This is a genomic window from Cupriavidus necator N-1, from assembly GCF_000219215.1.
Taxonomy (GTDB): domain Bacteria; phylum Pseudomonadota; class Gammaproteobacteria; order Burkholderiales; family Burkholderiaceae; genus Cupriavidus; species Cupriavidus necator.
In genome coordinates this window covers 859125-880682 of record NC_015727.1, presented here as the reverse complement: position 1 = coordinate 880682, position 21558 = coordinate 859125, and the positions used below count along the sequence as shown (strand labels likewise).

Annotated in this window: 17 protein-coding genes and 4 pseudogenes; 6 read left to right on the top strand and 15 right to left on the bottom strand. The window is 63.3% G+C overall.

What is annotated here, in order from left to right; all coding sequences use genetic code 11:
* Positions 1–9 precede the first annotated feature (9 nt).
* From CNE_RS34060 to CNE_RS34035, 6 genes are all read right to left on the bottom strand, one after another.
* Positions 10–786 (bottom strand): glucose 1-dehydrogenase, encoded by a 777-nt coding sequence (locus CNE_RS34060; RefSeq protein ID WP_013959297.1) that lies wholly within the window; start codon positions 784–786, stop codon positions 10–12.
* Positions 783–3029, bottom strand: a complete 2247-nt coding sequence (locus CNE_RS34055) for a hydantoinase B/oxoprolinase family protein (RefSeq protein ID WP_013959296.1) — start codon at positions 3027–3029, stop codon at positions 783–785. The genes CNE_RS34060 and CNE_RS34055 overlap by 4 nt, the downstream gene beginning before the upstream one ends.
* Before the next feature lie 37 nt (positions 3030–3066).
* Complete coding sequence (locus tag CNE_RS34050; protein WP_013959295.1) at positions 3067–5196, bottom strand: hydantoinase/oxoprolinase family protein; 2130 nt, start codon at positions 5194–5196, stop codon at positions 3067–3069.
* A gap of 20 nt (positions 5197–5216) precedes the next feature.
* Positions 5217–5681 carry an acetone carboxylase subunit gamma gene (locus tag CNE_RS34045; protein ID WP_013959294.1) on the bottom strand — a complete coding sequence of 155 codons (465 nt, stop codon included), beginning with the start codon at positions 5679–5681 and terminating at the stop codon, positions 5217–5219.
* A complete protein-coding gene (locus CNE_RS34040) occupies positions 5678–7678 on the bottom strand; it encodes a hydantoinase/oxoprolinase family protein (protein WP_013959293.1) in 2001 nt (666 codons plus the stop codon). The genes CNE_RS34045 and CNE_RS34040 overlap by 4 nt, the downstream gene beginning before the upstream one ends.
* Before the next feature lie 261 nt (positions 7679–7939).
* A complete protein-coding gene (locus tag CNE_RS34035; protein ID WP_013959292.1) occupies positions 7940–8755 on the bottom strand; it encodes an SDR family oxidoreductase in 816 nt (271 codons plus the stop codon).
* A gap of 434 nt (positions 8756–9189) precedes the next feature.
* Between CNE_RS34035 and CNE_RS34030 the strand changes: the two genes are divergently transcribed.
* A complete protein-coding gene (locus CNE_RS34030; RefSeq protein WP_013958931.1) occupies positions 9190–10296 on the top strand; it encodes an IS110 family RNA-guided transposase in 1107 nt (368 codons plus the stop codon).
* A gap of 261 nt (positions 10297–10557) precedes the next feature.
* On the opposite strand, the pseudogene CNE_RS40100 reads toward CNE_RS34030, so the two are convergent.
* Together CNE_RS40100 and CNE_RS34025 are read right to left on the bottom strand one after the other, a co-directional pair.
* Positions 10558–10770 (bottom strand): annotated as a pseudogene (locus CNE_RS40100) (IS630 family transposase); the annotation flags it as partial.
* A gap of 518 nt (positions 10771–11288) precedes the next feature.
* A pseudogene (locus CNE_RS34025) lies at positions 11289–12412 on the bottom strand (8-amino-7-oxononanoate synthase); the annotation flags it as partial.
* Positions 12413–12502: 90 nt separating this feature from the next.
* Between CNE_RS34025 and CNE_RS43360 the strand changes: the two are divergent.
* From CNE_RS43360 to CNE_RS34015, 3 genes and pseudogenes are all read left to right on the top strand, one after another.
* Positions 12503–12826, top strand: coding sequence for a DUF7696 family protein (locus CNE_RS43360; RefSeq protein ID WP_080569686.1), 324 nt, complete (start codon positions 12503–12505; stop codon positions 12824–12826).
* A gap of 58 nt (positions 12827–12884) precedes the next feature.
* Positions 12885–13779 (top strand): annotated as a pseudogene (locus CNE_RS34020) (metallophosphoesterase family protein); the annotation flags it as partial.
* A gap of 171 nt (positions 13780–13950) precedes the next feature.
* Positions 13951–14151, top strand: coding sequence for a hypothetical protein (locus CNE_RS34015; RefSeq protein ID WP_041229283.1), 201 nt, complete (start codon positions 13951–13953; stop codon positions 14149–14151).
* A gap of 117 nt (positions 14152–14268) precedes the next feature.
* Here CNE_RS34015 and CNE_RS34010 read toward each other — a convergent pair whose 3' ends face one another.
* The 4 genes from CNE_RS34010 to CNE_RS41920 form a co-directional block, all read right to left on the bottom strand.
* Positions 14269–14724, bottom strand: a complete 456-nt coding sequence (locus CNE_RS34010) for an HU family DNA-binding protein (protein WP_041229066.1) — start codon at positions 14722–14724, stop codon at positions 14269–14271.
* A gap of 108 nt (positions 14725–14832) precedes the next feature.
* A complete protein-coding gene (locus CNE_RS34005) occupies positions 14833–15084 on the bottom strand; it encodes a hypothetical protein (protein ID WP_238553225.1) in 252 nt (83 codons plus the stop codon).
* Between the two features lie 61 nt (positions 15085–15145).
* Entirely contained in the window at positions 15146–16063 is a 918-nt protein-coding gene (locus CNE_RS34000) for a tyrosine-type recombinase/integrase (protein WP_041229065.1), read from the bottom strand.
* The gene (locus CNE_RS41920; protein WP_193351103.1) at positions 16011–16472 is read right to left on the bottom strand and encodes a hypothetical protein; all 462 of its coding nucleotides are present in this window, start codon (positions 16470–16472) and stop codon (positions 16011–16013) included. Before CNE_RS41920 ends, CNE_RS34000 begins: the two co-directional genes overlap by 53 nt.
* 680 nt (positions 16473–17152) lie before the next feature.
* Here CNE_RS41920 and CNE_RS33995 point away from each other — a divergent pair.
* Both CNE_RS33995 and CNE_RS33990 read left to right on the top strand, forming a co-directional pair.
* A complete protein-coding gene (locus CNE_RS33995) occupies positions 17153–17641 on the top strand; it encodes a hypothetical protein (protein WP_013959283.1) in 489 nt (162 codons plus the stop codon).
* A gap of 210 nt (positions 17642–17851) precedes the next feature.
* Positions 17852–18463 carry a 3'-5' exonuclease gene (locus CNE_RS33990; protein ID WP_013959282.1) on the top strand — a complete coding sequence of 204 codons (612 nt, stop codon included), beginning with the start codon at positions 17852–17854 and terminating at the stop codon, positions 18461–18463.
* A gap of 132 nt (positions 18464–18595) precedes the next feature.
* Here CNE_RS33990 and CNE_RS33985 read toward each other — a convergent pair whose 3' ends face one another.
* The 3 genes and pseudogenes from CNE_RS33985 to CNE_RS33975 form a co-directional block, all read right to left on the bottom strand.
* A complete protein-coding gene (locus CNE_RS33985; protein ID WP_013959281.1) occupies positions 18596–19144 on the bottom strand; it encodes a plasmid pRiA4b ORF-3 family protein in 549 nt (182 codons plus the stop codon).
* A gap of 680 nt (positions 19145–19824) precedes the next feature.
* A pseudogene (locus CNE_RS33980) lies at positions 19825–19977 on the bottom strand (type II toxin-antitoxin system RelE/ParE family toxin); the annotation flags it as partial.
* Between the two features lie 760 nt (positions 19978–20737).
* Complete coding sequence (locus CNE_RS33975; protein ID WP_238553153.1) at positions 20738–21427, bottom strand: DUF6884 domain-containing protein; 690 nt, start codon at positions 21425–21427, stop codon at positions 20738–20740.
* Positions 21428–21558 lie beyond the last annotated feature (131 nt).

The following is a 21558-nucleotide window of genomic DNA, read 5'->3' as shown; positions in this document are numbered from 1 at the left end:
TCTCCCTGTTCAACACGCCGTGTAGCCGCCATCGATCACGAGGTCGGCACCCGTCATGTATGAAGAATCGTCCGAGGCGAGAAAGACGACGGCACGCGCGATCTCGTCGGGATCGGCAAAGCGATGCATCGGAATGCGGGACATCAGCCGCAACGCAAATGTGTCTGCGTCTCGCGGCGACATCGTGCCGACCGCGCCCGAGATCATGCGTGTGTTGGCGAATCCTGGGCATACCGCGTTGATACGGATGCCGTAGCCGCGGCTGGCGCAATGAATGGCCGCCGACCGCGTCAACAGGCGCACGCCGCCCTTGCTGGCGTTGTACGCCGGCAGGAGCGGTTCGCCGACCAGCCCCTCGATCGACGCGACATTGACGATTGCGCCGCCGCCCGAGACCTTCATCCGTGCAATCGCGGCCTGCGTGCCAAGGAAGACGCTGTCGAGATTCACCGACAGCGTACGTCGCCAGCCGGCGAAGTCGAGCGTTTCGATATCGGCGATCTCGGCGATGCCCGCGTTGTTGACCAGGATGTCCACCCGCCCCCAGCGTCCTACAGCGACGTCGAGCAGCGCTGCCCAGTCGGCGGGATCGGTCACATCGTGCGCGACGAAATAGGCGTCATGGCCTTCGCCCCGCAGGATGCCGGCCTGCGCCTCGCCTTCGTCCGCGCACGTGTCGGACAGCAGCACGTGCGCGCCGGCGGCGGCCAACCGGCGCGCGGTGGCGAGGCCAAGGCCGCGCGCCGCGCCGGTGACCACCGCACAGCGGCCGTCGAGCCGGCTCATGTCCGCGCCTCCATTGCATTGATCTGCGCCTCGAGTTCTGCTATGCGCACGTCCTTCGGATCGGGCATGAACGCGCCTTGCATCTGATCAGCCGGCATCGTGATGCGCTGGCCCATCGTCGTCGCATAGATCTTGGTGTTGTCCTCCCAGCTACCGAAGTAGGGCAACGTTGCGGGCGGCTGCGGCGTCACCCATTCCTGGCAGAACGCGTCGAATGGCCGGCCGCGTGCGATGCGTGCGAGCCGTTCCACTGCCCGCGCCTCGGCGGTCGCCTCCACGTTCACGACGAGCGTGTCCTCGTCGTAGACCACCTTGTAGATGTCGCGCGCATTGTCGTGCGACATCAGGTCTTCGCGCAAGTCCTTCATGACCAGTTCTGGGTCGCGTTCAAGCACGTCGCCGTAGCCGCCGCCGGAGCCCTGGCAGATCATGTAGATCTCGCCCTCGTTGCAGATCTCGAACGTCATGCCCATATCGTGGCTGCTGTACTGCGCGCCGGGAATCGGCTGCTTGTTCATCAGCTCCACGATATCGAACGCTTCGACGGCCTTCGGATTCTCCTCCAGCACCTTGAAGATGTTGATGCCCTTGATCTTCATGAGCTGATAGCTCGGGCATGAGTATCCGCCGAACAGGCCCTGCGCCGACGGGAACTTCGACCCTTCGCAGCCAGTCATGAACCCCCACAGCCCCGAGCCGCGCGCGGTCGCGATTTGCTCGTAGCCCATGCCCCCGCGGTATTTGCCCCAGCCGATCCGGTCCTTGGCGAGCCGCTGCGCGCCGAGCCGGATGATCGGCGTGTCTTCCTCCGCGATCTCGTGCTCGCCGGTGTCGCACATGAAGCCGAACACGGGCGATATCGAATGCTCCCCGTCGGCGTGACTGCGCGCGCCCTGGCCGTTGCCGTTGATGTCGGCGCAGAAGTTTCCGGTTACGTCACCGTGCTGCGTGAGGCCACCATAGATGAAGGTCGCGGCCTGGTCGTACTGCGACGCGATCACCGCCGAATAACGATGCGGGAGGCTGTAGCTGAGCTTGTTCATCGGAATCGTCCAGACCACGCAGCCCTTGAACAGCGGCATCAAGCTCATTGCCTGCGGCATCTCGCCCTCGGCGTCGAGGATCGAGTTGCGGTCCGTGATGATCTCGATCGGCGATAATACCGCCATCGTATGCGGCAGGTCTGGCCAGATGTTCTGCAGGAGGCCGGTGCAGAGCGCCGCCTTGAACGACGCAATATTCGTGTTCACCGAGCGGTTCAGGAACTGTGGCGACGATCCGCGGAAGTCCATGATCATCCGTTCACCCTTCACTGTGATCGCACAGGAGATCTTCTGCAACGCGTTCTCGCGCAGCGTCGAATCCATGAACTGCAGGACGCGCGTGGTGCCATCGGGCAGCTCGCGGATGCGGCGGCGCATCTCCGTTTCGACATCCTCCAGGTGGGTGCGCAGCGTGCCGATCAGCGCATCGCGGCCATATTGGTCCAGCAGGGAAATGATGCGCTCACGCAGACGCAGCACGGCATGCAGCTTGACCTTCATGTCCTCGAGCTGCAGGCGGGGATCGCGCACCGAATTCTGCAGGAACGTGACGAGGTCGCGCTTGAGCTCGAAGTTCTCGACGATCTTGAAGGGCGACATCTTGATGCCTTCGTCGTACTTGCTCTCGGCGCGCGCGGGCAGGCCGCCCGGCTCGGTGGAGCCGTTCTCGCCCTCGTGGATCGTCGACGACAGCCAGCAGACCAGCTCGCCCTTGTAGAAGAGCGGCATCATCATCGACTGGTCGGTGTTGTGGATGCCACCGTAGCGCGCATCGTTGTGGATGAAGCCGTCGCCGTCCTTTACGCCGACCGTGGGATCGTTCACCCAGTTCTTGATAATGAAACGGATCGGATAGAAGCAGCAGGCGGCGAACGCGATGATGCCGTGCGGCGCGATCATCGACAGGTCGCCCTGCGCAGTGTAGATGGCGGTAACGAGGTCGCCCCACTTCGCGCCTGGCGCGGCACCCATCTGGTTCACCATCGTAAAGGCCTCGGACAACGCCGAGTTGATCAATCCGCGCACATGGTGGACCTGGTGCGGATCGACCCCGCGCTCGAGCACTTCGTGCTCGGTCTTCGACCGCGGGAGGATGCTGTGATTGCGCATGATCTCGGGGTCGGGACCGAGGAACAGCGTGTTGTCGGCGATGAACTTGTCGAGCAGCGCCCGGTCTTCCGCGGTGATTTCGTCTTGCATGTCGAACTCCTTCGCTTGCGTTTAGCGCACTCGGAACTTATTTGCGCAGGAACCATGCGCCGCCTTGGGCCACGGCCTGGTAGATCCAGCCGGGTTCCACGAGGTAGGTGGTCGCGCGCGTGGTGATGACGGCCGGGCCTTCGATCTGCGTGCGTTCCGCCCGTGCCCGGTCGTCATAGATCGCCGTGCGAATGGGGCCGTCGTGGCCGACGAAATGGCATTCGCGCCAGCCGACCGGCTCAGGCGGCGGCAGCGGGTTATCAGTGACGGCGAGCTTGGCGAATTTGACCGACGGCTGCTCGACGTATGCGCACACGCGCAAGGTGTTGATCCGCACGCCAGTCTCCGGACTCTGCGACCCGTCTCCGAAGCGTGCGCCGTAGCTCTCGTGGAACAGTTCCATCAGCGTCAGCACGTGGCGCTGCGTCTTGAGGCGGGAGATCGGCGTGACGACCGCCGTCTGCACGCGCTGGTTGCCATAGCGCATGTCGAGCTCAAGGCGATACCGGATCTGCGTTGGATCCATGCCCTGCCGTTCGAGGTCTTCCCGCCCGCGTCGCTCGAGTTCCTCGACGCCTTTGTTGAAGGTGTCGTAGTCCATGAAGAATGATTTCGTATTCGGGTTGAAGAGGACCGTCCAGGTGTTCATCTCGTGGATGTGCATCTGATTGACGGTCCCCGCGCCGCATGCGGAGAAGGTAGACGAGTACGGCGGCGCCAGCACTTTCGTGATGCCTAGCGCCGCGGCGATTCCGCAGGCATGTAGCGGCCCGTTGCCGCCATAGGCGAGCACGGTGAAGTCCTTCGGCTCGTAGCCGCGCGTGCGCAGCTCCGTCGCGATGCCGTTCGCCATCGACGCGTCGACCTGCTTCTTGATCAGTTTCGCGGTATCGATGACGTCGAGATCGAGTTCATCGCAAAGATCGTCCTGCATCGCCTGCTTCGCGCGGCGCGGATTGAGCGAAATGCGGCCATTCGCGTAGTTCTTCGGGTCGAGATAGCCAAGCAACAGGTCGGCGTCGGTGACGGTCGGGTGCTGGCCGCCGCGGTCGTAGCATGCGGGACCGGGATCGGAACCGGCCGACTGCGGGCCGATCTCGACCGTCTTGTACATCCGCTCGTAGCGTGCGATCGAGCCGCCGCCCGCGCCGAGCGCGACGAGATGGACCATCGGTACACTGACCAACCAGCGGTCGATCACCGGATTGAAATCGTAGAACTTCTGCCCCCCTTGCACGACGATGCCGATATCGAAGCTCGTGCCTCCCATATCGGTGGCCACGACGTTGCCGAGTTCTGCCGCGGCAGCGAGGTATTCGCTGGCGGCAATACCCGAGACCGGGCCGGAGTGGACAGTCTGCAGCGCATCGGTCGAGTTGAGCTGCGCCATACCACCGGAATTGTGATTGACGAGCATCGGCTTCGCGTAACCCTGCTGGCGCAGATTCAGTTCGAGCGTGCCGAGGCCGTGGTACATGATCTGGTGCAGGAACGCGTCGATGATCGATGACGTGGCGCGCGAATACTCGCCCTTACGGCCGACGACCTGGTGCGACAGCAGGATCGGAATCGCGCCGAGCATGTGGGCCGGATACTCCTCCAGGAAGATCTCGCGCACTCGCAGTTCATGGACGGGATTGACGACACTGTTCGTGAACATGACCACGAGCGCCTGCGCGCCGGCGTCGACGAGCTCCCGGATGCGCAGTCGCACGTCATCCTCGTCGAGCGTCCAGAACACCTGGCCCAGGTAGTCGATGCGCTCACGAATCTCGCGGATCAGCGGGATCGAGACGAGCGGTTCTGGCCGGGCCGCGTTCGGGATGTCCATCTGCTCGGGCTCGGTCAGTCCTTCCCCGTAGCCGCGGGCGCGCGACAACGGCACCGTGTGCTTGAAACCGGTCGTGACCAGCAGGCCGACGCGCGGCCCCTTGCGCTCGATCAGCGCGTTGGTTCCCAGCGTCGTCGCATAGCGGACCGAATCGACCTCAGATAGCAGTTGTGGCGGCGTCAGCTCGAGCTGACGGCAGGCGTCGGCGAGCGAGTCGTTGAAGCCGACCGCGAGATTGTGATGCGTGGTGAGCGACTTGCCTTCAACACACTGATCGCCCCAGGCCACGAAGCAGTCCGTGAAGGTGCCGCCAATGTCGACGGAAACACGTTTCATGGTGGATTCTCCCCGTATTCTCAAGTGGATGACACGTCGGCTTCGGCACCGGCACCGCACCGGTGATGAGCGGCCGCATGCAGGGCGCGCTGCAGTTTGACCCGTTCGAGCGCCAGGTCGGGGGCTTGCGCGGGCTCGCTCATCTCGGGCCGGTCCTTCCATTGCGTCTTCAGTGCGTCGATATCCAGTTCAATGTCGTGCAAAGGCGGATGGCCGGGCGGCAGATACTCCGCCTCCACCAGGACCCCACATTCCGGGCAGTAGTATTCGAGGATGCGGCACCAGTCCGGATCCGGCGAATACGTGCGTGCATAGCGTTTCGTATCGAGCAGTGGCTTGTGGATTTCGCGCGGATCGCGGTCGTGGACCAGCAGGCCGCGCTTGTAGTTGTCGCGTGCACTGCCGTGCGCGTGGCCGCAGCGCCGGCATTCCCACTGCTCCGTGTCGAGGTCGATGCGCAGGGTTTCGGTAATCAAGACTTTCATTGCTCGTTCTCCTCGCGACGGCTGAGAAGGATGTCTCCCGCGGAATTGATTTGGAAGTGCCAGCCGGCGTCGATGCGCCCGGTGAAGAAGTCCTCCTCGAGCACCGCTGGACCGGCTGCGCTCACGGCGACGCCCTTCGGCTGGTCGCTGACGCGATAAAGCGGCAGTTCCGCCTGATGACCGTCGATGACGACAAGACGCGTGTCGTGGGTGACGGCGACCTGGTGGCCGTCTTCATCGAAACGGCCGTCGAGCTTCGCCTGCGGCATGCGCTTGATGGCGGTGAGCGAGACGGACAGGGTTGCATCCGGCGCTATGCCCGCTGGCAGCGTCTGTCCTTGCAGTGCGTAGTCGACGGTCTGGCCGTCGGGAGTCGCAGCTTCGAGGGTGTAGACCAGGCGGCAGTCGTCGATCGCCGCATCCTCGCCGAACATGGCCCGCGACACCTGCACGAGGAGCGCATCCATCGCGGCGGCGAGCGCGCTGTTGGTCGCTTCGGCAACCGGCGCGGAGAAGCTGTGGCCGACGTCCGAAAAACCGATGCCGTATGCAGAAAAGACAGCCGCCAGCCCCGGGATCAGGACGCGCTTCACCCCTATCGCGTCCGCGACACGACATGCCACGAGCGCACCCGCGCCGCCGAATGCCGCGAGCGTGGTGTCGCGCCGGATCGGCGTGTAGTCGGTGAGGCTGCCGGCGACCTTCTTCACCCAGGCGGCTTCCATGGCCGACACCGCTTCCATGTCGCCCATCTTCATCGGATCGGCTACGTGCGTGCGGATTGCCTGACGCGCACGCTCTTTGTCGAGCCGCAGCTTGCCCCCAAAGAACGACGCCGGATCAAGCATGCCGGACAATGTGAACGCGTCGGTGATCGTCGCCAGCGTGCCGCCGAGGCCGAAGCAGGCCGGCCCGGGCGCACTGCCGACGCTTTCGGGACCGACCGCGATCCGGTCGCCGTCCGCGCGGATGATCGAGCTGCCGCCGACACCAGCGCTCACGACGTTGCAGAGCGCGAACGACGTCGCCACGCCTTCGACATTGCCGTGCCGGTCTGCGCGCACGCCGCGCTCATCGACGAGGCCGATGTCGGTCGTCGTACCGCCGATATCCATCGACAGCAGGTGTTTCAGCCCATAGTGTTCCGCCAGCACGCGCGCGCCTTCCATGCCCCCTCGCGGGCCTGAGCTGTATGTCTTCAGCGCGATGGTCTTCGCGACACGCCCGGCATGGCCATCGTTGCGGAACACGAGCAGCGGGCTTTGCGCGCGCGCTTCGCGCAGCTTCTGCTCTGCGCTGTACAGGAAGCGCTCCATCGCCGGATGCAGGAAGGCGTTGAATAGCGCAGTCCAGGTGCGGCGGACGTCGTTGGCGTCGTCGGCCACTTCGTGCGCGTACAGGATCGGCAGCGCGCCGAGCAGGTGCGGGGGGAAGCTGCGCAGCAGCTTGCGTTTCAGGTGATGCTCGATCTGCGCGCGCTCCGGCCCGCCGATCGAGATCACGATCCGGTTCGCGCCCGACGCGGCGAGCTCGCCGACGGCGCGCACGGCTTCCGCTTCAGGCGACTCACCGGACAGGGCGATCGCGCGGCCACCGATCACTGCGTCGAACAGGTCGGTCGCACCGTCGGCGGCACGCACTCGATCAACCGCCAGCGAACCGCCGACGACGAGCCCGAGCCGCGGACCTTTGCGCTCGACCAGTGCGTTCGTGCCTTGTGTCGTCGAGTAGCGGATCGCCTCGGTCGACAACAGCAGCGCCTCGAGGTCTTCCTTGCCGTAGACCGCTTCGGATGCCTTGCGTAGCCCGTCGAACAGGCATTGCGACAGATCGTGCGGCGTCGTCAGCGTCTTGGTGCGGACGACCCTTTCGCCGTCCATCACACAGATGTCGGTCAGCGTGCCGCCGTTGTCGATATTGATCAGGCGATGCCGCGCGAGCCTGGTGCTTCTTGTGCTCGGCGAGGCATCATGGTTGCCATCGGATGGGACTCTCATGGGCTCTCCCGCTTCGTGTAATGCCTGCCCGGGGGCCGGCTCAGCGACCGGTCCTGCGCGTGGCGCGCGAAACGGCGGGACGCCCGCATTGCGGGATCGTACGGCAGTGCAGCATGGAAATTGAGGGGGGTTTCATGTTGTCTCCTGTGTTTGTGTGCTGATTGCGGAATTAGTCTAGGTAGGGGTGGGGTGGCTTCCGCCACCCGTCCGGGTAGTTGCGGGCTATGGATTGCCCGCATCGTCTTGCTGTCGCCGGCGGCGCTATACCCGGTCCGGAAAATCTGCGCCTGCGCGCTCGATTGCCGGCTTGACGCTGTCGAGCGCGCCCCCGCCGTCGCAGGGAACTACGGCACCGGATATGTACGACGCGTACGGCGACGCCAGGAACAGCGCGAGATTTGCGATGTCGGACGTAGTACCGAACCGGCGCAGAGGCACGGCGGCTTCGGCAGCCGCCAGTTCCGCGTCGGTTCGGGCAATCAGCTTGCGGAAGCCTTCCGTCGCGTCGATTGGACCGGGCGAGATCGCATTCACGCGTACGCCATCCGCCCCCCATTCGAGCGCGAGCACTCGCGTGAGCTGATCGATGCCGGCCTTCGCCGCGGCTGCATGCGCCTGGTAGCGCATTGGCACGGTTGCCTGTGGCGCAGTTATGTTGATGATCGACGCGCCGGGCTTGCGCAGATGCCCATACGCCTGCCGAAGCACGTGGAATGTTCCGATCAGATCGATATCGACGACCGCGCGGAAGCCATTCGCCGATATCGCATTCGCCTCGCAGAGAAAATTGCCGGCCGCACCCGAGACCAGTACGTCGATGGGCCCGAACCGGCTGACCGCACCGTCGATCGCCGCGCCGACCGCGTCGAAGTCGCGCACGTCCGCGCAGGCTCCGTGAACCAGCGCGCCGTGACCGAGGAGCGCAGCCACCGCCCCATCGACGTTCTCGCGCTTGCGGCTCACGACGCAGACGCGGGCGCCTCGCCTGGCAAATGCCTGCCCAACGTCGAAGTTGATTCCAGTCGTCCCGCCGAAGACCAATACGTGGCGGTCGACAAAATTGATGTCGATTTCCAAACTCGCGCCTCCATGCTGTGATGTTCGTTGAGGAGGCAGTGTAGATATCGGCCGGTCAGGCGATAGCTACCCGATCGGGTAGTTTGTGAGCATGGATTCCCCGGATTGGGTACATCACGCGCGGCTCAGGGATCAATGTGGTGCTGTGGAGCGTCGCTTGTCGGATCCGCGGCTATTGGCATGGCATTGGAGGTTGCGGAAGGGACGATAACCGCTCGAGAGCAGACCTTCAGATCAGGGGCGCGATTGTCTTCCCTTCAGCCTCATCGACTGGCGGCCTCCCCATGCGCCTCCAGCTGGTACTGGCTGAGGCTGTGTAAAATCGCACTTTTCAACTAGACAGAATGTATTGACCTGCCGCACCTCAAGCGACGTGGATTAGGCTTGAGGTGGGTTAAACCAACGGCCCAGAGCCACAATTGAGGGGGCAGGTCATGGACAAGTTTAGCAAGTACGTGGGCCTGGATGTCCACCAAGAAACCATTGCCGTGGCGGTGGCGGACACAGCTGGCGACGTCAGGTATGTCGGCGAGATCGGGAATACGCCGGAGGTGATCAGGAAGCTGGTTACGCAACTCAAACGTGACGGAGCCCGACTTTCGTTTTGCTACGAAGCGGGGCCGGGTGGCTACGTGCTGTATCGGCAACTGCGTGATCTGAAGCAGGACTGTCAGGTGGTCGCCCCTTCGCTGATTCCGCGCAAGCCTGGCGAACGCGTCAAGACCGACCGCCGCGACAGCCTGAGCCTGGCCCGGCTGCACCGGGCCGGCGAACTGACCGCGGTCTGGGTCCCCGGCGAAGCCCAGGAGGCCTTACGCGACCTCACCCGTGCACGCGAGGACATGAAGCATCTGCAGCGGCAGGCCAAGCAAAGATTGTTGTCGTTTCTGTCACGCCATGGCCACCGCTATAGCGGTAAATCCCGCTGGACCCAAGCGCACTGGCGCTGGCTCGAGGGGATCAAGTTTGCCTACCCGGTGCAGCAGATCGTGCTGCAGGAATACATCGATACGGTCAAGGCTTGCAGCCAGCGTGTGGCACGCCTGGAGCAGGAGATCGCGCGCGCGGTGCAAGACAGCCCGGTTTGGCCGGTGATCGAGGCCCTAATGGCTCTGCGCGGCGTGAGCCTGATCACTGCCGTGACGGTGGTGGCCGAGCTTGGCGATCTGCGCCGCTTCACCGACGCGCCGCAGTTGATGGCCTATCTCGGACTGGTGCCAAGCGAGCATTCCAGCGGCAAGCGCGAACGACGAGGCAGTATTACCAAGGCCGGCAACAGCCATGTGCGGCGAGTGCTGGTCGAGGCGGCCTGGACCTATCGGCATCCAGCGCGAAAGACCGCCACCCTCCAGCGTCGTGCCGAACGCACCACGACAGAGATCCAGGGGATTGCCTGGGAAGCGCAGAAACGGCTGTGTCATCGCTATCGTCACCTGAGCGCGCGCGGCAAACTGCCAGTGCAGGTCTGTACAGCGATTGCACGTGAACTAACGGGCTTTATTTGGGCGGTCGGCCAGCAGGCAGAGGTCAGACGGCCCTAATCGAACCGATAGACACCAGTGTATTTGGGCCAGGTCCGGCAGCGGTGGAGAATCCTCGCCCACACTAGGAGGCAACTGGAAACAGCACAACCCTCGAAACTAGACGGAGGCAGCTCCTCGACGAATCATTTGTCATGCGGTACCCAACCCGCGCATATCAGAATGATCAACCGTCGAAGAACCGCCGGCCCTGGCCCAAATACACTGGAGTTCAACCAGCCAAAAATAGGAAACCAACCAACTTGACAAGGTCAATACATATCAGTGTCCTGAGTCAGAAATTCGTAGACAAAATCGCCTGATGCTGGCGAGGATGTAATCGGCTGACTTTGTCCACACGAAAGGGTTGGGGTTGGCGTTGTTCAGGTCAAGGTATTGCCGGATAGCTTGCTCAAGTTTTCGGGTCGAGCGATGCGTGGCGCGGCGGATGTATTGTTCGGTGATGGTGGCAAACCAGCGTTCCACCTGATTGATCCGTTCATTTCACACCGACCTCTGCCTCATGGTGTGATGAAGGCCAAAAGACGTGTTATCGCGTTACTGCCTGAATTGCTGCAGTGAAGGCTTTTCCAGGTGGCGCAACCGATACCTTCGGGAGAGGGAGCAGTTTTACTACGCAAACGTAACTATTTCACTTCACGGCACGGCTTCACATCTTCATGCCGGGTCAGTAGCCAGGCACCACCGAAGAACTCTTCACTCCAATGGATAGGGCCAAGCGCGCGCAGCGCGTGGTAGGTCGGGTAGGGGTACGCAGGAGGGCGCCGTCGACCAGGCGGTCGCAGGTGATCAACGCTCCGGCCATCGATGCCCGGCTGTGGGGCCGGTGTGGAGACCTGGAGGTGAGAGTGGTGGTCTGGTTGGTAGCAGTCGTGCGGTCGGCAATGCTGGTCATTGTGGGATCTTGTTTTGGCAGTCAGACACGGCCGGATTCCGGCCTGGCACGGTTCGGAAACGACGGCGATGAGGTGAGAGATTCTTCATTCATCTCCTCACCGGGCCATGATGGCGGACAGGCTGTCCAGCAAGCGTGTTACGTCGGCTGTGGTATGCGACGCCGACAGTGTGATCCGCAGGCGCGACGTACCGTTGGGCACGGTGGGCGGGCGGATCGCGGTAACGCGGATGCCGTTGTTCTCAAGCGCTTGGGACAGGGATAGCGCGGCCTCGTTGTTGCCGACGATCAGGGGCTGGATGGGTGTACTGCTGTCGGCGAGCTGCCAGCCAGCATGCGGATGCCGGACCTCCAGGGTTTGAAGGTCATAGCGCAACCGCCCGATCAATTGCATCAGGTGGTCGCGGCGCTCGCGTCCTTCATGGCCTGCGATCAGCGCCAGGCTGCTCAGAAGTGCATGGACGATGGCCGGCGGCGCAGCCGGGCTGTGGATGTAAGGACGGGCCACGTTGGCCAGATGCTCCACAATCGTCCGATGCGCAGCGACAAAAGCTCTCGCCACGCCCGCTGCCTTGCCCAGCGTGCCGATATAGATCAGGCGCTCGGAGTTGAGCCCCAGGTGCTCCAGTGCACCGCGGCCTCGCTGCCCCAGCACGCCAAAGCCGTGGGCATCGTCCACCACGATCCAGGCGTCATGGTGCTCGGCCAGCGCCAGCATTTCGGCGAGCGGTGCCACGTCGCCATCCATGCTGAACACGCTGTCGGTCATGATCAGCTTGCGCGGGCTGTTGCAGGCAGCAGGCTGCCTGGTGAGCGCGGTGACGTCGCAGTGTGGGTACCTTTTCATCGTGGCCCGGCCCAGCAGCGCGCTGTCGATCAACGAGGCATGGATGAACTTGTCGCAAAACAGGGTGGCGTCGGCCGTGCCCAGCGCGCTCAGCACCGCCAGGTTGGCCATGTATCCGGTGCAGAAGTAGAGCGCCCGCACTTTGGGAATGTTTGGCGCGAACCGCCGGGCCAGCTCGCTTTCCAGTTGGTGGTGGGCGAGCGTATGCGCATTGCCGAGGGGGGAAGCGCCGCTACCCGCGCCGTAGCGCTGGGCCCCTCCGCTAAAGCCGCGATCACCGCCGGGTGGCTTGCCAGCCTGAGGTAGTCGTTGCTGCAAAAGCTCAGCAGAGGACGTGCTTCACGGTGTTTCACGCTAACCGTCTGGTGAGGTGCGGCAACGGGTTTTCCTGCAAACAAGGTCGCTTCCGCATTGCCGGAGCGGGCTTTTTTTGTTTGTAGGAACCCTCGACACAGGAGCTGAGCATGCTGCCTGCCATCGAACAGAATTCCGAGATTCGTGCCGCGATTGCGGCCATGCTCGCCCGCCGGCGGTCCGACTATGTCGGCCAGCCCAGTACGTGGCTCAGTTTGTGTGCAGCCGCTCATGTGGCCTGTCTAGCGGAGCCCGCCCAAGCGGCGTTCCTTTCCCAAGTAACGACCCGGCGCGGGGCCGACACAGCCCTGCGTCTTCGGGAGCATGCTGCATCCATTCGCGCTGCCGTCGTTCAAGTCCTTGAACGCAGGAGAAGCGCACTACGCAACGAACCATTGGCTACACCGACTCCGGGCATCCCCGCAGTTTCATAGAGGAGCGGCCCGCGCGGCCGCCCATCATTGGCAAGATCCGCCCCGGTAGCAAGGTTCTCACCAAGGCCGCGCCCACGCGCCGGCGCTGCGCGTGCTGGCCGAGCGTATCCGTGAGCTCTCCGATCACATGCCGGTGGTGATGCTGCAGGGCACGTTCTCGCACGAGCCGGCCGGCACGCTGGATCTGTTTCGCCTCGTTTGCAACCGCTATCCGGTCTATATTGCCGACCGCATCCACCAGGTCGCGCTGCACGAAGGCGGTTTCACCCCGTCGGTAAGTGCGCTCTTCACGCCGATGGAGATCGAGGCGCTGCTGGCCGATGGCATGCCGGACGTGGTCTTCACCTGCGTGCCGACGGTGAACAGGGCGATGCTCGCCGTCGCCGTGGGGACATCCGATGCGGCGACTGCTGTAGGGGACCATCTGGCAGCCTATCTGCCCGCCGCGGGGACCGTGAACCGCTCGCTGCGCGCGCGTGGCATCCGCACGATGGGTATCTCACACGGTACTGTCAACGGTTGCCAGACGAAGCATGGCGTGCCGATGGCCGGATTCGATCATGAATTCACCATTGGAGCGCTGTTCGACGCCGAATGCGACGGCTTCATGCTCGGCCATATCCACCGCGCCCAGCAATGGGATCGCGAGGGGCGGCTGGTCGCTATCCGGGCTCGATCGGGCGCTTCCGCTACGGCGAAATCGGTGACAAGACCTATCTGCAATGGCGCGTCGCGCCAGGGCAGGCAGAGACAGGACCGGTGGTGACGCCGGCACGCGAGACGCTGTGCATCGACTTCGACGGGCCGCCCGCATGGCGCAGCTCACTCGCGTCGCAGCTGAAGCGGCCGACAAGTTCGTGCGTATCCGCTGGGTCGTGGACGAGGAGCACCGCCAAATAGTCGATCGCGACGCCATAGGCGCCCTGTGTGCCGGTGCGGTCGAGGTCAAGCTCTCTACGCCAGCCAGTGGAGCGCGCTGGAACTCAAGGGACTATGCGGCTGCACGGCATGGTCAGACGTGATCGCGCTGGCCCGCCAGCTCGGTCAGAGCGACGACATCACGTTTGGCCTGCGCGAGGCCTTCCTGAACCACGTCAAGCATGGGCTTTCGGGCCGCAAGCGCGGTGGACCTGATCATCGGTATCGATCTGGCTGACCAGTCCTTCCAAGGGGCCGGCGGCCCGACAGCGGCGGCGCATTTTCTGCGCCAGTTGGCCAATGAGATTGAGGCCAATGTGTCGAACTTCGCGGACTGCCGCGAGGGCCAGCGTATTGCCGGAACCGAAAGCGGGAGCGGCTGCGTGGCTTACCTCGCGGACGTGTAGCCCGCTCCAATCAACTCATGGGGCGCTGCCCTATGGGTCGCTGCCCCAGTTCATGCAAAAACCCCGACCTCGCGAGATGCCGGGGCTTTCTTTTGCCCAGTGGGACGATGGGGTAGCTTACAAGGCGGCGTCCTTTAGCTTCTTCAGCGGACGCACCTTCACCTTCACGCTGGCTGGCTTGGCAGCAAACCATTGATCCTGGCCGGTGAACGGGTTCTTGCCGAAACGCTTCTTGGTGGCCGGCACTTGAATGGCCGCCACCTTGAACAGGCCCGGCAGGGTGAACTCGCCAGCGCCCTTCTTGTGGACCGCGCTCAGCACGGTATTTTCCAGGTGAGCCAGCACGGTCTGCACGGTCTTCTTGTCCAGCTCGGTCTGGGCAACCAAGTGTGCCAGCAGGCTGGACTTGTTGAAGGTGTCCTTGATCGGCTTTGCGACCGGCGCGGCCGCTGCACCGTTTTTGGTCGGAGCGGCCTTCTTGGCGGGGGCAGCCTTCTTTGCAGCGGTCTTCGTTGCGGTCTTCGTTGCGGTCTTCGTTGCGGTCTTTGCTACGGGTTTAGCTTTCGTGGCCATGGTCGTATCGGGTTGGAGATGCGCGCCTGCAGGCCGGTACTGGCATGCAGCGCACCAGCGAAGGATAGCAAAAGCCGGCATCCTTGCAAGCGGGAAATTCCCCGCAGTTCACTTGCTGACCCGGCGCGAAAGGGCCCGGGATGCGCGGCGTAAACGCGCGGCTGCCGCCTTCGGCGTATCGCCCACCTGGCTCCAGTCGTGATGCCACCACGCGATGATGGCCGCCGCGGCGGTATTCTCCGCGCCGGCAACGGCCACGACTTCTGCCGCGACAGCGGCCCACCAGGCCTCGCCTTCGCCGTAGGACGCGTTCGGTTCAATCGTGCGGCGGTAGAGGGCCTTGGCCGTTTCCAGCGGCATGTCCAAGGGACTCTCGTACAGCGCAGGCATTGCTGGTTTCTCCAGGGCGTTAGCCGCTGCGCTAGATCGCAGACTGCTGGATGGTGGCAAAGATCCGGTCGCACGTGCGATTGCTGGCCAGCCCGAGCATCTGGCTGACTTCCTCGCGCGGGAGGCCGGCGAGCAGCTGGCGGCGGCAGAACGTATTGCGCAGCGTGCGCGGGCTCATCTCGACATCTGTGGCGCCGATCGTATTGAGTATCTCCGAGACGATCCGGCCGAGGCTCATGTCGGTGATCGGCTGGCCGTTCGGGCGCAGGGTAAAGAGGCGATCGCCCTTGATCGGTAGCGCCCTTCGGCGCGCCAGCCAGTCGCGCAGCAGCGGCTCGGCAAAGTCCGACAGATGCACGGTGCGCGCCTCCCTTGGACCCTGAGCTGGAACGAACAGGTACGACGGCGCGGCGTCGGGATGGAGGTCGCCCATACGCGCCACGCGCGCCTCGGCCGCCGTGATACCCGTCCCGAGAAAGATTGCCACGATGGCGCGGCTGCGCAGGCTGGCCAAGTCTTCGGTGGGGGATTGGAGGTAGGCCTGCAGGCGCTGGTCAGTTGTCGCATCGAGGTATTGCGGTGTGGGCTCTTCCTCTGGCCAGCGCACCGAGGCAAGCAGGCCTGCGGCGGGGTTGTCCTCGCGCACGCCGGCGAAGACGAGATGCCGGCACAAGCGATCCAGCAGCTTCACGTACCGCATGCGGGTGGCCTGCGAGTAGGTCTTCGCCTCCGTGGTCTGCCAGAAGGCTTCAATGTCGTCGGTGCCGAAGCTGGCCACCGACGTACCCCGGGCCAGCAGGTGCCGACGGAAGTGCTCGAACATCGCCCGGTGCTGCACGATCGAGCGCTCAGCAAAGGGGCGCCTGTCCGCGCCGGCCGCCTCGCGGGCCTGCCAGTCACGGTAAGCAAGCGTGGGGTTCGAGAGCCAGAGGATGTCCATTCCAGTCATAGGCGAAGTTATATACTGAATTTGACTTTCCCCCAACACCTTGCCGCCTCGCTGAGGCGGAATTGCTTGCAGCAGAGGGGGGTTTAAAGCGCGGTCTTCCATTGCGATTGCGCCGCGCAGACACGCGCGCTCGAGTCAGCGCATAGCGGGGATAGCTTGCGTCCAGCATCTCGGCGATCTCGCTCAGCCGTCGTTCCTGGGAGAAGCAACAAGCCAGCAGGCACCGGTCGGCGCAGTAGCGCAGGACTTCGTGCAGCAGGGCGTAGCGCTTTTCCTCGGGGAAATTCAAATTGTCCGCCTCGGCCCAGGCGCGAAAGCCGGCATGGGCCATGGCGATCAGCGCCTCAGATGTGCCATGAAACGGCTGGAATAGGGCTTTTGCTTCAAGCATTTGATGGAGATCGGTCACGCAGCCTCCTGTATCGTGAGTGGTTGCAAATCCTTGCCCCAGCGCGCGGAGATCTTCGTGCGGCCCCGAACGCTCTCCTCAACTTCCACATCGGTGGTCGTGGCTCTCGGACTTTTCAGCGTAGCGGCTCGGCTGAAAAGTCATGGCGATGCGGCGCAGTCTCGCGTTGCCACGGACTGCCGGTCGTCACGTCTGGGCCGATGGGGTTGTCGTGCGCGAGATTTGTTGCAGTTGGCGGCATCAACTGCGGCTACCACTGCCACTACGGCGACAAGGAACCAACGGCGGTCCATCACGAGGGGTAATAATTTCACTTTCGTGAAAGTACATTCCGGGGGGCATTGCGCCACTGCGAGAGGCGGGGGCTAGGGCGCGGCGACTGAAGCGCGCAAGTCGCGATCTCGCGCAGCACGCGACGCAGCTCGACCTCTTCGAAGACAGCCGCGATACCATGCTTCGCAATGACGTGCTTGCCGCGCTTGAGTCCCTGATCACATCGCCAGTCTGCACTCCGTGACACGTGCGAGGCCCTTTATTCGCCGAGCGAGCCGGCTGCAGTCGTGCATTCGGGGATGTCGCGGGCAGGGCCTGGTGCATACCGCTGTGGCGGGCCGCCGCGCAAGCCGCCTCACCATTGCCATTTCACCGCGAGATGAGAATGGCATGCCGCGCCGCTATGGATGCGCGCAGGGGAGTGGTCTGCGGCACGCGAGAGCATCAAGCAGATCGAGTCGTGGCGACGTATTCCCATCCCGCTCGCATGGATGGCCGAGACGGTCTACAGACTCCAAGGGCTGGAACCCGCGTGGCCGCTCCTGGTCGAGCTTGCCTGGCTGTCGCCGAAGCGGCTTGGCGGGCTAATGCAATCGCTCGGGGATCCGTCTTTGCTGGCGTTACGTCGGCGATTCGATGCGAATTTCGACGGAGACGGCACCATCGAGGATCTTGCGTGGTTTCCAGCGTGGGCACTGACTGACAAACCGGGGCTGGCGGCTCTCCTGCGCGCGTGTGAGTCCTCGACGCATACATTGCCAGAGCAGGGGCTGCGGATCATGCTTGAACTGTTGAGCCTCGAACATGAAGGCCGGCAGCATGAACTTCTCGAACGAAGAAAGACCCTGCGCGGCCTGCATCCGGGCCTGTTCAGGGCCTACATCCGGACGCGATAACTGTGTCAGGCCGCGGCCGCGAACAAACGTCTCTGGATCCGCGCACCTGGTATCCAAAGCATGGCTTACCAATGGGGCAGGGCACCCAGAGCGTGGGAGAATGATGCCCTTTAATGCGGATGCCGTGCTGGTGCCATTCCTTGGTACGCGCTGATCACGCCAACATTTGGCAAAAAGCGGCCCGGTGCGCAGACTGACAAGAGGGGCCACGTGCAGACCGTTGCGGTGCTTGATTTTGAAACGACAGGACTGTCGCCGAGTCGAGGTGACCGAGCGACGGAGATTGCTGTCATCCTGATGCGTGACGGAAATGTTGTCGACCGCTATCAAAGCTTGATGAATGCGGGTAGGCGGATCCCTGCTGAGGTGGTGCGCCTGACTGGCATTACCAACGAGATGATCGCATCGGCGCCCGCCGCATCGACGGTGATGCGTGAAGCAGCACAGTTCGTGGGCAACTATCCCGTGGTGGCCCACAACGCGGGATTTGACCGAAGGTTTTGGCAGGCGGAGCTGGCTCACCTCGGCATGTCGGCACCGCAGTCGTTCGCCTGTACGATGCTTGTTGCGCGACGCGTTTACCCGCAGGCACAGAATCACAAGCTAGCGACGCTAGCGAAGATGCTGCACTTGCCGATGGCCGGCCGGGCGCACCGAGCAATGGCCGACGCTGAGGTCACCAGTGGCCTATGGTCTCGCCTCCAACACGATATCGCTGAGACCTACGGATTGGGGCAAATTGGTCATGACCTCATGACCCGTGTGCAAGCGACCAGCCGTGCCAACGTCGCAACCCTGCTGCGCTCGCTATGCACGGGTTAGCGGCCGTGGCCAAGTCTAAAGCAACCCCACACTGGGGACCGGTGGTAAGCCGTAGCCGGGGACCCAGTGAGATGATGTTGCCGCGCTCTTTGCGTAAGCGGAGCACGGGGCCCGCCCAATCAAACGCATCCCTTATCGCAGGGTACGCAGACTGGCATTGACTGCATTCACGTCGAATCCCGCGGGATCGAAAATCCCACCGACCCAGGTTCGGTAGTCGTCGTGCTGGCGATGTTCCGGATCCACCAAGGCTTGCAGGAACTCAGCATAGCCGGCGACGCTACCGACGTCTTCAGGTGGGCACGCGTTCTCGCCGGCCAAGCAAATCGGAAGCGTGAAGCACAGGTTTGGCGCACCCAGCGCCTCGACCACGATGCGATGCCGCCAGTTGTCCCCGAAGTCATAGCGGTATTGGAATTGGGTGGCTGAGCCAAGCACCTTATCCAGCCGCACGCCCTTCTCGGACCGAGTGAGGTCGTCTGGAAACTCGTCGTCCAGCACACCGTATGCCGTGCCGCCAAAGTCAAACAGATGGAGGTGACTGTCTTCCCAGCCCATCACCGTCTGGATGATCTTGTGCAGCTTGGGCAGTTGCACATGCGCGGGCACCACAAACCTTCGCCAAACGAGGGGTGTCACGTCCAGCAGTTCGATTCGCAGGGTGGCGGCAGGCTTCAGCATGGACGGCAGTCGGGAAACGGTTCAGGATCAGCTCAAACATTGTATCGGACGGCGCACGCGCCACGTCCCGGACGAAATTCACAGTGGCAAAAGCATGCGCGATGTGGGTTCGACAATCTCGCCAGGGCCGAGTTGGGTCAATATCGAGGGTCACCATCCTGACTTTGCGGCAGCACATCCCGAGCTGCCCCTTGCCTTCGCCTATCAAATGCAACGCCGTGGCGCACGGGTATTACAAAGTGGACCTGGGGATTGACTGGAAAATCTTGACCTGCCCGGTCTTTATCAGCAAGTGCAAGCGGCGAGACACTCGCTGGCGCAAGGCGGGGACGCAATATGAGGCTGGGCCCAACCGGTCCTGGCGGCTGAAGGTATCGGCGGGTTAAGCGCGCGCCGCTTTCCTGCTTGAAAGTGGCGGCAGTGCATAACAAACGACGGGCGCCAAGACTAGCGACCTCCGCTGGCTCTGGTAACGAGTGCTGCGGTCTGCCCGACGCTCGGGCGGGCCAGTTTTATCCATGAGGCCTGGGTCAGCGACACATGAAAGAATACTTAGGAAGCATCTGTGAGCTCGCCATCAAACGACCATCCAATAGAAGCACTTCTCCTAACCTACTGAATTTATTGGAATTTCCTAATTGTTGATAGGTTGCCGAAGCCGGCGCCGGGGGAGTAGGTCACCGATAGAGCCAAGGGTGTTCCGGCAGGCATGCCGCTTTCGCCTGGAGCTCGTCCTTCAGGTGCTGCGCCGCATCAAGATTGTCGTCGGAAATGTAGTCGACGATCGCCAGCAAATCCGCCCTCGCCCACGCCGTCCACTCAAGGGCGCGCACTGCGTTTCCGGTCGATAAGGGCCTGGGCTTCGTCCATGACACACAGGTACTGCTGACGCCTTGTGGGCGGCCAGCCGGTCCAGCAGCTTCACATACCGCATGCGGGTGGCCTGGGAGTATGTGCGGCCATTGGGGGTTTGCCAGAACGCGTCGACGCCGGCCGTGCCGAAGGAGGCAATGGTCGTGTCTCGTGCCAGCGGTGCCGACGAAAATGCTCGAATATCGCCTGGTGATGGATGATCGAGCGCGACGAGAAGGGGGCAGCGATCAGCGCCGGCCGCTTCGCGAGCCTGCCAGTCCCGGTACGCCTGCGTTGGCTTGCTGGTTGCTGAACCAGAGGGAGTTTGCGTCATGCCCACTGTTATATACTGAATTTACCCCATTCCACACACCTGCCACCGCTGCGCGGTGGATATCGCTTGCAAATAGGGGGGCAAAACTGCGGCCGCCCATAACGGTTGCGGCGCGCGGCGAGTCTTGCGCGAGTGCAGGCGTAGCGAAGGTAGGCGGCGTCCAGCCGTCCGCGATCCGCCCCAAGCGGTCCGCCTGCGTGAAGCAGCACGCCAACAGGCATTCCTCGGCGCAGTAGCGCACGATTTCTTGGAGTACTGCATACCGCTTTTCGGGCGGGAACTGCAGATTGCCGACCTTTGCCCACGCCTTCAGCCCTGCATGGGCCAACGCCACGAGTTTGCGTGCGTAGCTGGACCGGTTTGGCACAGGTCAACTGCATCCCGATGCAGTTGTCGGTCAAAATCACTCATGCCGGTACCTCGGTGGAAAGGTGGAGTTCCCTGACGCTGACCCAACGCGGGCGGATGTTGGCGCGGCCGCGCACGAACTCTTCCACTTCAACGTCGGCGGTGGGGCCGCTCGGCCCCTTGAAGACCGAGAGCACGCGAGCCTGGCGCGAGGGAAGAGCGGGCGCCGCCCGGTAGAGCAGGGTGGCGAGGGCGCCGGCCTTGATCCATCCATACGCGCGATAGAGCGGTGTGCCGTTGGCGTGCTGGCCGATTTGGTCGCGGAACGCCGGCTGCAATCCGTCAAGGAAGGCGCCGAGTTGCGACCGCTGCATCCCGATGCCACCACTGGTTTCCTGCAGGACAGGCGGCAGCGTGGGTCCGTACCGGCGGGCCAGCGCCGCGCGCATGACGCGCCGATACTCTTTGCCTCCGGCGAGCATCACTGTGCCGACGCGAGTTGGCCAGGAAGCAGGCCGAAGGTAGCGCGACAAGTCAGAGAGCATCTGGTCGGCGCGTTGCCGCGTCATGCGCTCATCGTAGGGGGCAATCTCGGTGTCGGGCTGCAGGAAACCGTGACGCGCGGACAGGATCAGGACGCGGGGCGCCGCATCGCTGCGCACGTGCGCCCGGTACGATTCATACATCACGTCCCGGTATAGGTCGATGGCGCGCGCATCCCGATCGAGCTTCGTGCCCGAGCATGCCATCAAAAGCAGGGCCGGCTCCTCACATCGTTGCGGGGTTTGGGTGCGTGGGGGAATAGCGGAAGTTGCTTGGTCGAATTGGTCGAAAGCATGGGCGTGGATTCGCGTGGCATGCTTTTCACTCTATAGACCCA